At 59.4% G+C, this 15259-nt stretch carries 17 protein-coding genes; 12 read left to right on the top strand and 5 right to left on the bottom strand.

Features of this window, described 5'->3' with window-relative positions:
* Nucleotides 1-259: 259 nt before the first annotated feature.
* The 6 genes from ACVWW1_RS30785 (at nucleotide 260) to ACVWW1_RS30810 (ending at nucleotide 5794) form a co-directional block, all read left to right on the top strand.
* A complete protein-coding gene (locus ACVWW1_RS30785; RefSeq protein WP_456658465.1) occupies nucleotides 260-1459 on the top strand; it encodes a tyrosine-type recombinase/integrase in 1200 nt (399 codons plus the stop codon).
* A gap of 190 nt (nucleotides 1460-1649) precedes the next feature.
* Nucleotides 1650-1901 (top strand): hypothetical protein, encoded by a 252-nt coding sequence (locus tag ACVWW1_RS30790; RefSeq protein ID WP_456658466.1) that lies wholly within the window; start codon nucleotides 1650-1652, stop codon nucleotides 1899-1901.
* 58 nt (nucleotides 1902-1959) lie between these two features.
* Nucleotides 1960-2142 carry a hypothetical protein gene (locus ACVWW1_RS30795; RefSeq protein WP_456658467.1) on the top strand — a complete coding sequence of 61 codons (183 nt, stop codon included), beginning with the start codon at nucleotides 1960-1962 and terminating at the stop codon, nucleotides 2140-2142.
* The gene (locus ACVWW1_RS30800) at nucleotides 2139-4523 is read left to right on the top strand and encodes a DUF3987 domain-containing protein (RefSeq protein ID WP_456658468.1); all 2385 of its coding nucleotides are present in this window, start codon (nucleotides 2139-2141) and stop codon (nucleotides 4521-4523) included. Before ACVWW1_RS30795 ends, ACVWW1_RS30800 begins: the two co-directional genes overlap by 4 nt.
* A 388-nt stretch (nucleotides 4524-4911) precedes the next feature.
* Nucleotides 4912-5379 (top strand): hypothetical protein, encoded by a 468-nt coding sequence (locus ACVWW1_RS30805; protein ID WP_456658469.1) that lies wholly within the window; start codon nucleotides 4912-4914, stop codon nucleotides 5377-5379.
* Nucleotides 5380-5392: 13 nt separating this feature from the next.
* On the top strand, nucleotides 5393-5794 hold the full coding sequence (locus tag ACVWW1_RS30810; protein WP_456658470.1) for a hypothetical protein: 402 nt from the start codon (nucleotides 5393-5395) through the stop codon (nucleotides 5792-5794).
* A gap of 515 nt (nucleotides 5795-6309) precedes the next feature.
* Here the strand turns inward: ACVWW1_RS30810 and ACVWW1_RS30815 are convergent.
* Nucleotides 6310-7374, bottom strand: a complete 1065-nt coding sequence (locus ACVWW1_RS30815; RefSeq protein WP_456655926.1) for an IS110 family RNA-guided transposase — start codon at nucleotides 7372-7374, stop codon at nucleotides 6310-6312.
* 334 nt (nucleotides 7375-7708) lie between these two features.
* Between ACVWW1_RS30815 and ACVWW1_RS30820 the strand changes: the two genes are divergently transcribed.
* From ACVWW1_RS30820 to ACVWW1_RS30835, 4 genes are all read left to right on the top strand, one after another.
* Entirely contained in the window at nucleotides 7709-7990 is a 282-nt protein-coding gene (locus ACVWW1_RS30820; RefSeq protein WP_456658471.1) for a hypothetical protein, read from the top strand.
* An 873-nt stretch (nucleotides 7991-8863) separates the two neighbouring features.
* Nucleotides 8864-9796 (top strand): hypothetical protein, encoded by a 933-nt coding sequence (locus tag ACVWW1_RS30825; RefSeq protein ID WP_456658472.1) that lies wholly within the window; start codon nucleotides 8864-8866, stop codon nucleotides 9794-9796.
* Entirely contained in the window at nucleotides 9793-9999 is a 207-nt protein-coding gene (locus ACVWW1_RS30830) for a hypothetical protein (protein WP_456658473.1), read from the top strand. Before ACVWW1_RS30825 ends, ACVWW1_RS30830 begins: the two co-directional genes overlap by 4 nt.
* On the top strand, nucleotides 9992-10825 hold the full coding sequence (locus ACVWW1_RS30835; protein WP_456658474.1) for a hypothetical protein: 834 nt from the start codon (nucleotides 9992-9994) through the stop codon (nucleotides 10823-10825). The genes ACVWW1_RS30830 and ACVWW1_RS30835 overlap by 8 nt, the downstream gene beginning before the upstream one ends.
* A gap of 95 nt (nucleotides 10826-10920) precedes the next feature.
* Here ACVWW1_RS30835 and ACVWW1_RS30840 read toward each other — a convergent pair whose 3' ends face one another.
* Complete coding sequence (locus ACVWW1_RS30840; RefSeq protein WP_456660714.1) at nucleotides 10921-12711, bottom strand: adenylate/guanylate cyclase domain-containing protein; 1791 nt, start codon at nucleotides 12709-12711, stop codon at nucleotides 10921-10923.
* A 170-nt stretch (nucleotides 12712-12881) separates the two neighbouring features.
* On the opposite strand from ACVWW1_RS30840, the gene ACVWW1_RS30845 reads away from it, so the two are divergent.
* Nucleotides 12882-13097: a hypothetical protein gene (locus ACVWW1_RS30845; RefSeq protein ID WP_456658475.1), complete on the top strand. Its 216-nt coding sequence runs from the start codon at nucleotides 12882-12884 to the stop codon at nucleotides 13095-13097.
* Nucleotides 13098-13312: 215 nt separating this feature from the next.
* Here ACVWW1_RS30845 and ACVWW1_RS30850 read toward each other — a convergent pair whose 3' ends face one another.
* Both ACVWW1_RS30850 and ligD read right to left on the bottom strand, forming a co-directional pair.
* Nucleotides 13313-13507, bottom strand: coding sequence for a DUF3606 domain-containing protein (locus tag ACVWW1_RS30850; protein WP_456658476.1), 195 nt, complete (start codon nucleotides 13505-13507; stop codon nucleotides 13313-13315).
* 90 nt (nucleotides 13508-13597) lie between these two features.
* On the bottom strand, nucleotides 13598-14503 hold the full coding sequence (gene ligD / locus ACVWW1_RS30855) for a non-homologous end-joining DNA ligase (protein WP_456658477.1): 906 nt from the start codon (nucleotides 14501-14503) through the stop codon (nucleotides 13598-13600).
* A 64-nt stretch (nucleotides 14504-14567) separates the two neighbouring features.
* On the opposite strand from ligD, the gene ACVWW1_RS30860 reads away from it, so the two are divergent.
* On the top strand, nucleotides 14568-14756 hold the full coding sequence (locus tag ACVWW1_RS30860) for a hypothetical protein (protein ID WP_456658478.1): 189 nt from the start codon (nucleotides 14568-14570) through the stop codon (nucleotides 14754-14756).
* A gap of 165 nt (nucleotides 14757-14921) precedes the next feature.
* On the opposite strand, the gene ACVWW1_RS30865 is transcribed toward ACVWW1_RS30860, so the two are convergent.
* Nucleotides 14922-15143 carry a hypothetical protein gene (locus ACVWW1_RS30865; protein ID WP_456658479.1) on the bottom strand — a complete coding sequence of 74 codons (222 nt, stop codon included), beginning with the start codon at nucleotides 15141-15143 and terminating at the stop codon, nucleotides 14922-14924.
* Nucleotides 15144-15259: the final 116 nt, after the last annotated feature.

Below are 15259 nucleotides of genomic sequence, written 5' to 3' on the forward strand. Positions count from 1 at the left end.
GGAGAGGGTTGGGGTGAGGGGTATCCCTCCACACGACAAACTGGGTGGATGGACCGCGACCCCTCACCCGGATTGCGTCTTCCGATGCAATCCGGCCTCTCCCACAAGGGGAGAGTTCGCAGTCTATAACAGTCCACTGCGATCCACACGCATCTACTAATTCATTGTAATTGCTGACGTTACGTCTATTCGGCTACAATCGGCACCATGCCCGCCTACCCCCATAGTGGGGACACTTTGAGGGACACCAGGGACAGTCATGGTACGCCGTACCCGTTCTGTATCGCTCGAAAACCGCACCAACCGTCTGAAACTCGCGGCGCGCAAGAAGCCGTACACGGCACTGATCGCGCCCAGCATCTTCCTCGCGTATCGCCGCAACGCTGGCCCTGGCACCTGGTCCGTGAAGTGCAGCGGCTGGCTCAAACGGTTTGCGCTCGCCGATGATCACGAGGACGCGAACGGTAACAGCGTGATGACGTATTGGCAGGCACTGGAACATGCCAAGAAGTTGGCGCGCGCTGGCGAAGGCAATAGCGAGCAGCCGATCAGCGTCGCACAAGCCGTTGATAACTATGAAGCCGATCTCGAAGCGCGCGACGGCAGCAAGTTCAACGCGACAGGCGTCCGCCGTCACCTTGGCTCATTAGCCAGCAAGACCGTTGCGTTGCTTACGGAACGAGAATTGCGTGACTGGCGCGCCGGTCTTGTCAAGGATGGCTTGAAGCGTTCCAGCGCCGACCGCATCGCTCGTTCTCTCAAGGCGGCGCTGGCGCTCGCCGCGCGCAATGACAAGCGCATTGGCAACGCGGCTGCATGGAAGAATGGTTTGAAGAAACTGCCCGACAGCGAGGTCGCACGAAACGTGATCCTTCCGGATCAAACCGTGATTTCCCTGGTACGCGGCTCCTACGAAATCGGTCATGACTACGGCATCTTGATCGATGCGCTTGCTGAGACGGGCGCACGCGAGAGCCAAATAGTCAGGCTGCGCGTCGCTGATTTGCAAGACCGCGATCCCGCCGCACCCAGGCTCATGATGCCAAGCAGCCGCAAAGGCAAGAGCCGCAAGGTTGAATATCGTCCGCTGGCGATATCGCCGCGATTGGCAAAGCTGTTGCGGCAGCAAGCGAAGGGCAAAGCTCTGCATGATCGATTGCTCGACCGCATTCCGAAGCTGTCGGGTCGATTTCATCCTGTCGCCAGGAAGCTCGGTCTGGGCGCTGAAGTCACGCCGTACGCGTTGCGGCACTCGTCGATTGTTCGGCAACTGCTGAAAGGCGTGCCGACGCGCGTCGTCGCTGCGCACCATGACACGTCCGTCGCGATGATCGAGAAGAACTACTCGCATCATATCATCGGCGATCCGAGCGAAGCATTGACGCGCGCGACATTGCTCGACCTGCAATTGTCGCCTGATCTTCAAGACCATATGGCGGTTGCGCGGCTGGCGTCGTGATTGGCCTTCAACGTCCCGTCGATGCGGACAAGGTTGATATTCACATTTTCTTCTCGGGTTCGTTGAAAAACGTCGCTGCCGTTGGATAAGAACTGACTTAACCAACGGCATCGAGGGCAGCTACCTTTTCAGAATGCCGCGAACGCTTCTTACTGCTCCGACGTATTCGTATAAACTCGGAGAACAGAGAATGGCTCGCCTCGAAGCTACCAGCCGCAAGCCGACCAAACCCAACGCGTCGATTGATGCCGACGCTTATAGCGTCGACGAATTCTGCGCTCGTCATCGCATCAGCCCGCAACTCTTCTACAAGCTGAAGCCGCAGGGTTTGATGCCCGCGACGTTTAATGTCGGCACGCGCGTGCTGATCTCGCGTGAGGCTGCCACGGCTTGGCGCCGTGCGCGCGAGGATGCGGCGCAGGCGGCCGATAGCGCCGCGTAGTCGCAGAAAAGGCGGCCTGCCAGCCGCCTTCCCCTATCTCTTCGTATGGAATTGAAAAATGCAGACCACTGATACCAGCGCGCTTCCGCGCGCGCAAGCTGATGCCGAAATCATCCCGGCGTGTTCCCCTCCGCCGATCATTGAGTTGCAGGCTCGCAAGCTGCGCCAGCGCTATGCGCTCGCGCCAGCGACGGCTCGCACGCTCGCAAACATCGCGTTTGCGGGGGAGGCGCAGGCATGACCGATTTCAATCCTGCTTCCCCGCGCGCCAAGGTCCACGTCACTTTCTTCAAGGATCACGCCGCGAAGACCCTCACCACCGACAATCTGACCTTGGCCGAATTGCGCGAGCGCGTCTTGGACGCCGCCCGACGTGAGAAGGACCAGTTGCCCTGGCTGAAGCTCGCGAAGTTCGGCAATCAGCGTAGCGTGAATGACAGCTTGCGGCATGACGCCAATGTCACGGAGATCACCGGCATCGAGTTGGACTACGACGACGAGCGCGTCGCTTTCGACGACGCCCTGAAGGCTATCAGCGAAATGGGCATCTCCGCGCTTGCGTACACCTCGCCGTCGCATACCCGTGCCTCACCGCGCTGGCGTATTCTGGCTCCGACCTCGCAACCGCTTCCGCCTGCGATGCGGGTCACGCTGATTGCTCGTCTCAATGGCGCTTTGAAGACCAAGCTTGGCGCTGAGAAGATCGCGGCTGACGAGAGCTTCAGGCTCAGTCAGGCTTACTTTTACGGCTGGGTGATGAACAAGCCGGGCCTTGAACATCGCGCCGATGTGATCATCGGCGATTTCCTCGATCTTCGCGAAGACCTTGCCGAGTTCGAGGTCGTCGGTGCGAAGATCGTTGACCAGGCACCTACCGAGCGGGCCGATCCGTTTGGATACTTTGACCAGGAGGGTGTGACGCGCGGTAAGACCGAAGAAGAGCTGTTCGCTCTGCTCAGGCAGAGCCGCGCCACTCCCGGCAAGGGATGGCGAGAGCCGATGTTGAGGTTCATTGGCAGCACCGTCGGCAAGGGGTGGTCCGATCCGCAAATCAAGGTGGCTTGCGCCTTCGTGAGTGACGGCGGCGTTGATGACCCTGACATTCGGAAATTGATCGACAACACGCGCGCGAAGTTCCAGAAGCCCAATATCGATGAAGCCGAGAGCGCTGACGGAACCAGCGCAGCTTCGAAGATTGCCGTTGATCCGATCGATCTGTGGGGGAAGTTCGAGCCGCCATCGTTGCCGCGCGGGTTGCTGCCGGATGTCATCGAACGCTTTGCGCACGACCAGGGAATGGACATGGGTGCCGACATGTCGGCTATCGCGGTGTCGGCGCTGGCCGTTTGCGCGGGAGCCATTCCCGACAGCGTTCGTCTTCAGGTCAAGCGCCACAACACCGGTTGGTTTGAAGCCGCTCGGCTGTGGGTAGCGCTCGTCGGCCCGCCCAGCTCAAAGAAGAGCCCGATCATGACCGCCGCAGCCCGCCCGCTGCGCAAGATCGACGCCGATCAGGCGCGCGACTATGCCGACCAGCGCGCCGTCTATGACAGGTTGCCGAAGGAGGAAAAGCTCAAGACCAATCCGCCGAAGCAAGTGCGCAGTATTCTTCAGGATACCACGATTGAAGCTGCGCAAGATGTCGCCAAGGACAGCCCTGACGGCCTGCTTTGCTATCAGGATGAATTGTCTGGCTGGTTCGGTTCCATGGACAAGTATTCCGCAGGGCGCGGCTCCGCCAAGGATCGCTCGTTCTGGCTGGAAGCGTTTAACGGCGGCACATATTCGGTGCAGCGGGTCGGACGTGGATTGGTCTACATCGACAACCTGTCAATCTCACTCATTGGCGGCATCCAGCCGGAGCCCATCCGGCAGATTGCAGACGAAGCCGTGGACGACGGTTTGTTGCAGCGCCTGTTGCCGATCATGGTGTCACCTGCCAAGGCTGGCCGGGATGAAGCCGCGTCTCCGGTCGTGGCTGAATACAATGCTCTGATCCGCGATCTGCACTGCCTCAGCAACGCGACACTCCGCTTTGATGACGGCGCGCAGGCTTATCGACAGGAGTTGGAACTCAAGCACTTGAACTTGCAATCGCTTGAGTTCGTCCACCGCAAACTTGCTGCGCACATCGGCAAGTACGACGGCATCTTTGCGCGGCTGTGCGTCATCTGGCACTGCACCGAGAATATGATGGGCTTCGGCGATATTCCCGCCGTGATCAGCGAGGCAACGGCCCGGCGGGTGGGTGCCTTTCTGCACGGCTTCCTGCTGCCGCACGCCATGGCGTTCTACACAACTGTACTCGGATTTTCAAACGACCACGATTGCATCACAGCAGTCGCGGGGTACATCCTGTCTCACCGCCTGACCAAGATCACCAATCGCGACCTCAAGCGGGGCGACCGTATTATGCGCCGCCTCTCACCGGAGGCCGGGCTGTCGGTGTTCGAGCAGTTGGAGGCATTTGGCTGGCTTGAGCGCACCCCCTCGCGTTTGCGCGGCGCTCCAACGCACTGGCTGGTCAATCCGGCCGTGCACAACAAGTTTGCCGAGAGAGCGAAGGAAGAAGCCGCTCGCCCGGGCGGAAGTCCGCAAGACAATTGCGGATGCTCTTGGTAAGGGAGGGGAAGCGTGAGTGGACCGGAGTTGCGCATGGCCGGACGGTCGAAGCAGCGTACCGTGTCACGTGCGCGCGCGCACAAGGGACAATGGCGACAACTATTCAGGCGGTAGCTCGCCGACCATCTACGAGGTCGTCGAGTTGTCGCCAATGTCCCTTGCATGCGTGAGATATAAATACAAATTCGACCTCTTCTATTCTCTCGTCCACTCTCCCTTTGCGCCGCGCGCGCAAAGGACATTGGTGACAGGTCGTTACCCGGCCCACCAATTCCGTTCCCAACGGGGTCCTCCTCAGCCCTCCGGTAGATGCGGGTCGCGCTTGCGCCCCCGGTATGACCAGTCCGAGCATTTTCCAAGACCTACAACAACGACAGGGAGTTTTGAGGTGAAATTGATGTCCGCGTTCGGCGCCGCCGACGCGTTGGAACTTGACCGGCAAACCGTGCGCCGCGCGTTGCGCCATGTTCGGCCCGACGGGCACGAGAATAAGCAGCCCCGTTGGCGCCTGAAGACGATCATCGACGCTGTCGATCGACATCTCGGGCGCAACAGCGGTGCCGTTGTGCCCACTGCTCTGGACGCTCTCTTTGAAGCCTTCGATACCGGCTGTAGGGCGCTTGAGGGCTTGCCGGACCTCGAAGCTCGGCGCCGTGAGGCGTGTCGGTTGATGGCGGCGCTGGTCGAGCTTGACGCCGCTATGCGCGCTGATGCCCGCGCCCGCCGTGAGGATGAACTGCGGGCCTCTTTACGATGCGACGAACACTTCCGGATCGCGATGCGCAACTTCGAGCGGCCCTGCGGTTGGACGCAAGAGCAGTGCTGGGCCTTGTTGTTCGAAGATGCCGAGCGATGAACGAGGAGAGGACATGACCGATTTGGGAGATGACGACCCCGAGCAACTTGCGGCGTTGCTCGAAGCGGCTGCTGCTATGGTTCGCCATCGGCCGAAGCCGTGCAATTGGATCGATCAATTCCGAGACGGCAAAATACTTATCGCCTCAGCGGCTGCACGGGTGGCGGGGGTGGACCCCGAGACGATCCGACGATGGTGCGCCGCGACTGCCGATACGGATCGGCCCTTGGGATACCGGGTTGCCGATCTGTGGCTCGTCGATGCGTTCGAGTTGCTGCACCAGATCGAGACCCGCTGGGACCTCCATGAACGCCGCAAGGCCGAAACAGAGTTGAAGGTATATCGGGCGCAGGCGCGGCGGTCGCAGGGACTGCGCCTGGACGTGGTGACGAGACACGAGGCCGATGGGGCGTGACCTGCGGTGTCTGCTTACTGGGGTCTACCGCACTTTGGCGGAAAGTCCGCCGAGTTCCGGGTGTGACCCGAATGTATGGTCCGGCCGCGCGTTGCAAGAAGATTTGGTCGAGCTGGCGATGAGCGGTCTTGCATCAATGTATCCGGCCTCTGATCGGAGCGTGTGGTGCTCCGGGCCATCATGGATATCAGCGCGCGTACGTTCTCGTTAGCGGACAGGCCTCGATCGGGCCATTCGGGTCACCAGTGTTCGCACGCGCTCGGAAGACCGAACCTCCATCTCGTCTCATCCTCTCGCAGACCTCGGCTGGAAGCTGTTGATAGGTTACGTCATCGCTTGCTCCTCAAATTGCTGAGTTCCTTTGTTCGAGCCAGGGGCCGTTCCTTCGTCCCGACCTTGCAGAACGTCGATCGCGTCGCGCGCAGGGGCGGTCAAGGCCGGCCGTCGCGCCTGACTTGCGGCGGGCTCTGGCGTCGCCAGGCTGCGCCTTGACCGAGCCGAGCACGGCGCGAGGATCAGGCGGGTCGGACGCTTGTCTCGTCGGTCCTCGTCAGCTCGAAGGCGCGTCCCTTAGCCAGCACCGCCCAGGCGATCCGGGCAAGCTTGTTGGCGAGCGCGATCGCCAGAACGTTGTGGTGCAACCGCCTTTTGGCGGCTTCGATCCAGGATTTGAGCCCGTAACGTTCCCAGTCCTTTATCCTGACCAGCACAACCCATGCCGCCTGCACGAACAGAACGCGCAGGTAGCGATTGCCGCGTCTGGAGATTTTGCCGAGGATGGTGCGGTCTCCGGTCGAGATCTGCTTGGGCACCAGTCCGAGCCAGGCGCCGAAGTCGCGGCCTTTGGAGAATACGTCTCCAGTGCCGATCGCAGCCACCATGGCGCTGGAGATGATCGGCCCGATGCCGGGCACCGTCATCAGGCGCGAACATGCCTGATCTTGACGGGCCAGTGCTTCGATCTCGCCGGATAGGCCATCGATGCGCTGATCCAGCCGGCGCCAGTCGCCTGCCAGCTCCTCGATGACGCGCAACATGCGTGGCGACAGGGCATCGGTGCGCGTCGCAAGGATGGTGGGCAGTTCCGTGCGCAGGAAGCCGATACCCTGGCGCACGGCGATCCCGCGTTCCAGCATAAAAGCGCGAATCTGGTTGATGATGCCAGTGCGTTGCGACACCAGCCGCTCGCGCACCCGATGCAGCGCCTGCAGATCGAGTTGCTCCGCGGTCTTGGTCGCCACGAACTTCATCGTCGGACGCTGCACGGCTTCGGCAATCGCTTCGGCATCGTTGAAGTCGTTCTTCTGTCCCTTGCTGTAGGGGCGAACATATTTGGCCGGCATCAACCTGGCATCGTGACCAAGCGATGCGAGCTTGCGGCTCAGGTGATGTGCGCCGACGCAGGCCTCCATGCCGACCAGGCAGGGCGGTAAGTTGGCGAGCCGCGCTTCCACTTGGCCACGCGACCACTTTTGCCGTAGCACGATGGCGCCGCGCGCATCGTGGCCCACGACGTGGAACGAGTTCTTACCGATATCGATGCCGATCACGGCGAGTGCGGTATTGGGTGTCTCAGACATGGCGTGCTCCTTGTCTTTGGCGCCCCTTGCCAGCTTCGCTTGCTGGCAGGGCAGGAGCACGGCCGGACCATCCCATTAGCAGACTTTCTCTGTTCATGGAAAATTGGAGCATTCACGGTGTTGCCGGTTGACGGAGTGCTGTTATGCAACCAACAAGTGGGGTGTGTTGTCGGCACTTTTGTCCCGGTCAGAACCGAGATTCACCGTGAACCCTCTCTGCAAGAGCCCAGTCTTAGCTCTACTTGCCGCTGCGAGCTTATCCGTAGTGGCTTGTTCTCCCCAGGAGGACGTCCATCTCACCTGTGCGACGACGATTTTTCTCGCGGACAAGCTTATGGAAGCCGGCAAGGTTCCAGCCGACGACGCGTTACGAAAGAAAGCGAATGATGCCACGATCAACCATCAGAACGCATCGGTGACTTTCAGAAGGCTGGACACACGTGTACCTGAAGGCGAAAACGAGCGTCTCATGGAGCTGGTTTCTATTTTTGGTCGCGAACGTGACCGACTTCTCAAAGAGCTATCGCCAGAGGAAATCGTCACGCGGGCAAGGACCTGTATCGAACAGGCACCTCCGAAAGGGCGAGGCTTTCCGCGTCCTGATGGTAGCTTTTGACCTGAAGGCTCACGTTCGCGCGTGGGGCAGTGGTCCGGTTTCGCGTGACAGGCCGACCGAATTGGCTTCCACTCCTTACTTCCGCGCTCGACCCCAGAGCGGACTTCGCTGACGAGTTTGGAATAATGCTCCGATACAGCCTTTGCTCGCTATCTCCTTAGGGTTGAGGCAATCAATCCACGCTATTGTCTCGCCTGTGCCCTTCAAATGGTCGGTACCAAGGGTAATGTCTGGTTACTTCCTCACTGCCTGTTTGATCGTGGTTGCCCTGAGTTTCGAGGTGTCTTTTCGCCGATCCTGGAGTCTGTCACGGAACTCTGAGCTGCTTGGCCCGGCCCGACGGCTCGCAGTTCGGCGGCGTGCGATGTTGCCGACAGGCTGCGGGCTAATTTGCATGCTGCTGGTGTGGATGGTACTTCATCTTGTTCAAGACAAACTTGTTCTCTCCATGACGGGCAGTCTAGTAATGCTTTGTGCTTCTTTTTCCACCGGGTCGTTTATTGGCTTTATGGCCGGGACGGCGAATCGGGTTTGAAGCGCCGGGATCAACCCAAAGCGAAAAAGTTCATCAGGCTATGACCGCCGACAAGCGACCATGACTTTGCCATTGTCCTGTTGATGTCCGGTTGTGGCCCATCGCGCCCATTGCGTCCAACCACTCACCTGTCTGTTGTGAGATGTAGACCGGACCTTACTGATACCCGTAGAAATCGGACGTGTTTCGCGGCGCCCCGCGCTCGGCAAATGCCCCGAAATGCGGTCCCTGCCACAAGAACCTGCATCGAACGCGGCCCCCGCCACACCGCCGATCTAAACAAGCAAGGTCCTGCGGCCTAAACTACCTGAATGCGAAATCCATTCAGAAAAACACAGATGCAGAAGCTCGAAACCACCATCACCTCGCTGACGAAGCGCGGCGAACAGCTCGTCGCCATGCGCGCGGCAGCCCAGGAGGCTTTGGACAAAGCTACCAAGGCCCGCCAAGCAGCGCTGTTGTCGGGCGATCTCAACGATCAGCGCGCGCTCGATAACTTGCACGGCGCCGTGGACATGACAACGTCCTCCGTTACGGCGTTGGACGACGCGCTCGCCGTCCTGGCCCAGGAAAAGGTCGAGGCGGAACGCCATCTCGCTGCCGAACACGATCGCATCGAGCGCGCGGTAGCGGCTGATAGGCTGGCAATGCAGGTTGCTGCTATCGAGGCAGCGTTGCCGAACTTCCTTGAGCAGTCGAGCGTTCTCGCCGACGCTTTGTCGGCGATCAGTCATTGGCATTTCGAGGCCAGCCAGATCGCGGGTTTCGTCCAGAACACCATGGGGCAGGTCGAAATAGCGGCCAACTTCGCTTTGGCTGAGCTTCGGACGATGCCCGACGCGATCCGGCAGGGTCGGCAGGCGATGCCGTCGCAGAAACTTTCGACCGCGCTGGTCTCGGCGTCGGCAGACCCGACGCCGGAAATGCAAGCTGTTTTCATGCTGCGCTCTGCGTGGTTTCGTGACCAGCACGGGCAACGGAAGTTCGCGGGCCAATACGAAGATGCGACCATGCCGATCGGTACGGCGCGCCGTGCCCTGGACCAACGCATCGCGGTCGACGTGACCGATCCGCGCCGCGCGCAGCTCCGTGGCGTGCGCGGCGGGGACTTCAGTCCTCAGGCGGCTGATGTCATCGATCTTGACACCGTCGAGGAGCCGAAGAACGCGGCACCCGTCGAGACCGATCGGGTGCTGCGCGATGCCGTCTTCACCGTGATCGACCGCAGCGCAGACGCGCGCACGATCCAGATTGAGGTACCGCGCCTGTGACGGTCAAAGCCGCACCTCCGGGCTGGGAGCCCCATCACATAGAAACGCGTATCGACGGCTACATCGCGACGCGCGGCGGCCGTATCCCCGTCGCCGTGGCGAAGATGATCGCCCACGTTGCGCGGCAGCCGGACGAGGGTGCCGTCGCTGCTATCCGCGCGCGCATGATCGCGCGGCACAAGGAGGTGCTCGGCCATGTCTGAAAAAGTTCCGGCTGAGGAGGGACCAGCAAGCCTTCTCGCCAAGAGGGAGGCCGCTGTCGAGGTCGGGTTGGTTGGCGATCTCGGCGGCGGCCTCGATGTGGAGAATGACGACTACGATCGCTTGCTCGCGTCGCTCGGCCGTACGTTTGAGGATGACGAGCGGATCGCGGTTCACGAAGCTGGGCACGCTGTCTGCGCGCGTCTGTTGGGTCATGACGTGGGCGGCGTGACGGTGAACCCCGACGTGACCCATGGCTCCGAAGGACTGTGTTGGGGTGTTGGTCACGCTGAGGCGTTCGTGCAAGGCCGTGGTGATGCGGCCGACGTTCGGGATGCGCTTCGCTCGGTTATGCCGCAGGTAGGTGAAGATCGTCAGCCTGTGGCAGATGTCTTCGGCGAGGTTTACGCCAAGTGCATTGAGTTCATGGCCGGTCGCGCGGCGGAGCGCATGCTGCTCGACGAAGAGCCGGCGATGCCTGTCGATGACCTTCGGCAGGCGCGTGAACTCGCCATGCTGATTTGCTTCAGTGAGGAAGCGATTTCTACGTTTATCGCGCACTGCGACGTGGCTGCACGCGATTTGCTACTTCCTTACGGCGACGCTGTGATCGCGTTGTCGGTGGTTTTGCGCATCAAGCGGACGTTGGATGGCGCGGAGATCGATCAGATTATCCGTGATATGGAGGCGCGGAAGGCGTTGGCGATGGAACATCGGCGTCGCGGTGACTGGCGTAAGCGCGAGCTGGCGGCGAGTTGGTTTCGCGCGGAATTTGAGCACAATAGCGCCGGGTCGCTGTCACAGCTTGCTCATGATCGGGTGGTGTAGTCAGCGATAGTTTGATCGGAGGGCTCGGCGGATGTACCTGCGCCTGATGATCTCGAAAGGCCCCGTGCGTAAATCGCGGGGCCTTTCATATCTCGTTAGCCCTCAGGAACACCGGCCAGCCGCATACCTTTGACTAGTCTTTCTCGTCCCGCGATGTACGCGGGATCATCGCTCGATGAGCCCGCGAGCATGCGCCGGACGGTAAAGCTGGGGTCGATTGCAAGGCCAGCTTTTGCGGCGCTCTGCGCCTCAGCTTTAACATCCATCAACGCGAAAGCGGCGGCCAAGACAAAATGGGCGAGGGGAAAGTTCCGATTGCTTTCGATGCTTCGTCGAAGCCAGATTGCGGCTTCAGCATCCGCGCTGAGTTGAACTTTTGCTCTACCGACGCAATAGGTCCACCAATACACGCTCAAGTCACGCGGTGACAGTCGAAGCGCTTCCAGTATATGGCCCTCCGTATCGCCAGCTTGCCCGCAAAACAGCTTACCCAGACCTATGGCCGTATGGGCGTCAGCCAGATTAGGGTTGAGCAGCAATGCTTGCTGGCATTCAGCAATACCAAGAAGAGCACGACTTGTTAGAACATAAGCTAAACCTAACGCTAAATGCGCTTCCGCATATTCGGGCGCCAAGGCAAGCGCCTTGATCGCGGATGCTTCGGCGCCCTGTAAGCGCGTGGCCCGGTCGTCAGTTAGGAGGGCGGCTCCCGCAGCTAGATCAACACTTGCCAAGCCCAGCAGCGCGCCCACACTTCGCTGGTTAATCGTTAGAGCACGCTCGAAAAGGTCGCGCGCCTGCGCCATACGCTTAGGCGTCGGCCCTTTGTAAAAGCAAGCGCGGCCCCGAAAGATTAAATCCATTGCGTCCGGATGCGGCGAGCGCTCGGCACGCCGCGCCTCCGCCACAACGAGTTGTGTGCCTATTGCGTTCGCGAGCCTTGATACGATCTCGTCCTGCATGTCGAACAAATCGGCCACTGACTTGTCGAAACGGTCGGCCCATAGATGATTGCCGGTCTCAGCGTCAACTAGTTGCACGTTTACCCGCACCCGGCCACCGCTACGCTGCACGGAGCCTTCGAGGACGTACCGAACGTTCAACTCGCGACCGATCATCCTAAGGTCGAGCGCCCTGTTCTTGTAGGTGAATGCGGTGTGTCGGCCGATAACGAACGAGCCGCCAATGCGCGATAGATCGGTGGTTAAATTCTCGGTTACACCGTCTGCGAAATAGTCCTGCTCCGGATCACCGTTGAGATTGGCAAAAGGCAGCACAACGATTGAAAGACGTGGCGGCTTGGCCCCGCTCGGCTTGGTCTCGTGAACCCGCGCTTCCGCAGCGCGTTCATCTAGAACCGCTGCGTAGGCGCGGATCGGTCGGGCAATGTTTTTGAGGTTCTGCTCGCCGAGATCGGAGAACGTCACGCTGACTTTGTCTCGGACCTGCTCGTAAGCAGAGGATGAGATACAAATGCCGCCAGGCGCTGAGATGCTCTCAAGCCGGGCTGCTATATTGACGCCGTCTCCAAAGATGTCATGAGCCTCAACGATTACGTCGCCGATATTGACGCCGACTCGGAAAGCAATCCGCCGGTCTTGAGAATCTACCTCTGTAATTTCGCGTACGCGGGCTTGAAACCGCAATGCGGCTCGAACCGCTTCTACCGCGCTCGGAAATTCTGCCAAGAACCCGTCTCCGGTGTTCTTCACGACACGGCCGCCGTGCTCAGCAATAGCGGGTCCAATTTCACTGACAAGAAGTTTGCTCAGCTTGGCGTGCGTGGCCTCTTCGTCGTCGTGCATGAGCCGCGAATAGCCAGCAACGTCGGCCGCCAATATCGCCGACAGCCTACGTTCTATCCGACCTGGTCGCTCTTGCACCATGGCCCAGTAATCCAAAGGTGAGGCGATTGTACGATGGACTGGTCGCCCCGCCAATGGCCCTAACGAAGAAGCCTGTGAGGCTACTCAACAGATATCGCCTGAATAGGCGGCAAAGCTAGGAACAGTCGATATTCATCGGGCGTTACGTGGCTGATGCGAGGAGTTGCCACATGACTGACGAAAGCTCTGGTGCACCTACCGCCACGCCCGAGCAGCGAATAGACCGGGCTTCAGAAGCGATCCGGCAGATGGCCGAAGACGACACATTGCAACATTTGCCGCAACATGATCGGTGGCTGCATAATTTGAGTGAGGCGACCCGGGCGGCTCCGCTTCAATCACTTGCTGTCGCCTTCTTGCTTGGTATGTTCCTAACTCGTCGGTAGTCCCAAAATCAGCGTAACACTAATGACTGAGCGCATTCACTCTGGTCGCTCAATGACTTTGCTCACATCAGGCTCATCAATCCCATCCGCCCGATTGCATTCGCAAGGCATGCCCGCGCCGCACTGACAGCCATGCGGCTCTGCTGTCCAAGGCAAATGCGGATGGTTCTCACAGACCCAGCCAAGGCCGAAGCAGATCGGACAGTTGGGCTTTGTCATTCTTGAGCCTGATCGGGAAGGCCCAATTCCTTGCGGACCGCCGCAGCGGAGTTGCCGACTTTATCGACGGCCTTCTGAAGTTCATCCTTCGAAACACCAAGTGCGTGAGTCCAGTATTTCACCTCGTGCGGCTCGTGCATGTTGATCTTCGAGCGGTCAGGCCGCACGCGATTGGTTAGATTGTCCGGCATAGCCTCGTCCTTCAAAATAGATGCGACCGAAATGATCAGGGTTCAAATGCGACCGTCATGGCAGTAACGTCGCCGCTACGATGCTAGTTCCTAATGGCGCTTTGACAGACCCTTGAATGAACTAGCTCGCAGCAGCCCTTCGGACGTAATGTCCCTGTACTCAACATCCGCGTAGAACTTCGGCTCAACCCACGTTGCCTTCGGCTTCCTGATCGGCTTAGTCAGCTTAGACTTCGGACTAACGACCGTATCCAGTTGCTTACGGATTTGGCCGGAAACGGTGCGGGACCAGCCAGTGCCGACTTTACCCATGTAGACCAGCTCACTACCCTCTTGCTTGCCGAGATAGAGCGCGGCCACACCAGTCGGGTCCTTTACGAACCCGATCACCGGGAATTTCTCACGTTGAACAGTCTTGACTTTCAGCCAGCCCTCATTGCGGTCCGAACGGTAAGGCGCATCTGCCTTCTTCGAAATAATGCCTTCGTAGTTTAACTTGCTCGCGTGCTCGAATAGCTGTTGTCCGTCACCCTCAAGATGCTCGCTGTACAGTACCGGAGGCTTGAGGTCATACGCGTCGAATAAACCTTGCAACATCGATTTTCGCTCGATCTGCGGGAGCTTGCGCAAGTCTCGCCCATCGAGCCAAAGAAAATCGAAGGCGTAGTAAAGCAATCGATCCTGACGACCCCTGGCAAGGTCAGCTTGCAGCTCGCCGAAGTTGGTTCGCCCTTCATGAACAACGACCACTTCGCCATCGATAATCGCCTGGTCCGGGATTTCGAATGCCTTTGCAATGACTGCAAACCGCTTGGTCCAATCGAGGCCGTTGCGGGTATACGCCTTGGCTTTCCCGTGGTTCAGGTGAAGCTGAACGCGGTAGCCGTCGTACTTGATCTCATGGAGATGGCCGGCTTTGGGTGCTTTGCTCCGGAGCGTGGCAAGCTGCGGCTTGATGAAGCCCGGCATCTCGACGCCTTGTGGACGCTTAACCATACTCAAACTCAAAACTAACATGGGACAATGACGCACCAGTATAATGCGGCTTTACTGGTGATCCATGTTGGACAATGAATTTAATAAGCAGCGGGCTATATTGATCCGCGATCTTGCTGAACGGGCGGATGATCCTTTCATCAAGCAGCGGCTGCTCGCGCTTGTTGCACGCTACGAAGGGCCGGTTACGGCCAAGCCTGTGACGCCTGTGTTCATAGGCAAGCAACGTATTTCTGAAAACGAGCGCGGCTGAGCAGGGTTTGCCGATCTGTAGGTTACGCTAGGGCATGCGCTTACACTGTACTGAATAGCGAGGTTCGGATTGCCCTCAAAAACTGACATCGAAGATGCCTAGTTGAATGGGCCAACGGACAGCAGCCAAGGCACCGAACGGAAACGGCTAGCCACGTGAGGTGGCTCACCTTAGGCCAATTCGTGCCACCGCCACGTCAGCGATTTCCTTCGGGCCGCCAGCGACGGTCGCGCTAGCCTCGATAACCCTACGGGCGATCATCTCGCAAAGCGGGTCATTGCGGTCAACCAGACCCATCGAACGCAGGGCGAGATCGAAGGCTTTATTCAGAAGCTCAATCTCCTCCTGCGTGTATTTGCCGATTTTCAGCAGACGGTTGATTGGCATTGCTCCGCTCCTGCCAGAGAGCAAGTTCCGCTCCTTATAGCATTGGAACTCCGCTCACGGGAGGCATGTGCGGTGCATCGTAAGAAGTCATTTGGAGCCTTGACTCATCGTTCTTG

This window comes from Bradyrhizobium sp. JR3.5, assembly GCF_054057015.1.

Excerpts from the sequence above, each read along its gene's own strand:
- ACVWW1_RS30825 (WP_456658472.1), top strand. The coding sequence starts at position 8,864 with ATGCAGAAGCTCGAAACCACCATCACCTCGCTGACGAAGCGCGGCGAA.
- ACVWW1_RS30850 (WP_456658476.1), bottom strand. The coding sequence starts at position 13,507 with ATGCCGGACAATCTAACCAATCGCGTGCGGCCTGACCGCTCGAAGATC.
- ACVWW1_RS30845 (WP_456658475.1), top strand. The coding sequence starts at position 12,882 with ATGACTGACGAAAGCTCTGGTGCACCTACCGCCACGCCCGAGCAGCGA.
- ACVWW1_RS30790 (WP_456658466.1), top strand. The coding sequence starts at position 1,650 with ATGGCTCGCCTCGAAGCTACCAGCCGCAAGCCGACCAAACCCAACGCG.
- ACVWW1_RS30800 (WP_456658468.1), top strand. The coding sequence starts at position 2,139 with ATGACCGATTTCAATCCTGCTTCCCCGCGCGCCAAGGTCCACGTCACT.
- ACVWW1_RS30815 (WP_456655926.1), bottom strand. The coding sequence starts at position 7,374 with ATGTCTGAGACACCCAATACCGCACTCGCCGTGATCGGCATCGATATC.
- ACVWW1_RS30865 (WP_456658479.1), bottom strand. The coding sequence starts at position 15,143 with ATGCCAATCAACCGTCTGCTGAAAATCGGCAAATACACGCAGGAGGAG.
- ACVWW1_RS30840 (WP_456660714.1), bottom strand. The coding sequence starts at position 12,711 with ATGGTGCAAGAGCGACCAGGTCGGATAGAACGTAGGCTGTCGGCGATA.
- ACVWW1_RS30785 (WP_456658465.1), top strand. The coding sequence starts at position 260 with ATGGTACGCCGTACCCGTTCTGTATCGCTCGAAAACCGCACCAACCGT.
- ACVWW1_RS30835 (WP_456658474.1), top strand. The coding sequence starts at position 9,992 with ATGTCTGAAAAAGTTCCGGCTGAGGAGGGACCAGCAAGCCTTCTCGCC.
- ligD (WP_456658477.1), bottom strand. The coding sequence starts at position 14,503 with ATGGTTAAGCGTCCACAAGGCGTCGAGATGCCGGGCTTCATCAAGCCG.
- ACVWW1_RS30810 (WP_456658470.1), top strand. The coding sequence starts at position 5,393 with ATGACCGATTTGGGAGATGACGACCCCGAGCAACTTGCGGCGTTGCTC.
- ACVWW1_RS30860 (WP_456658478.1), top strand. The coding sequence starts at position 14,568 with ATGTTGGACAATGAATTTAATAAGCAGCGGGCTATATTGATCCGCGAT.
- ACVWW1_RS30795 (WP_456658467.1), top strand. The coding sequence starts at position 1,960 with ATGCAGACCACTGATACCAGCGCGCTTCCGCGCGCGCAAGCTGATGCC.
- ACVWW1_RS30820 (WP_456658471.1), top strand. The coding sequence starts at position 7,709 with ATGGAAGCCGGCAAGGTTCCAGCCGACGACGCGTTACGAAAGAAAGCG.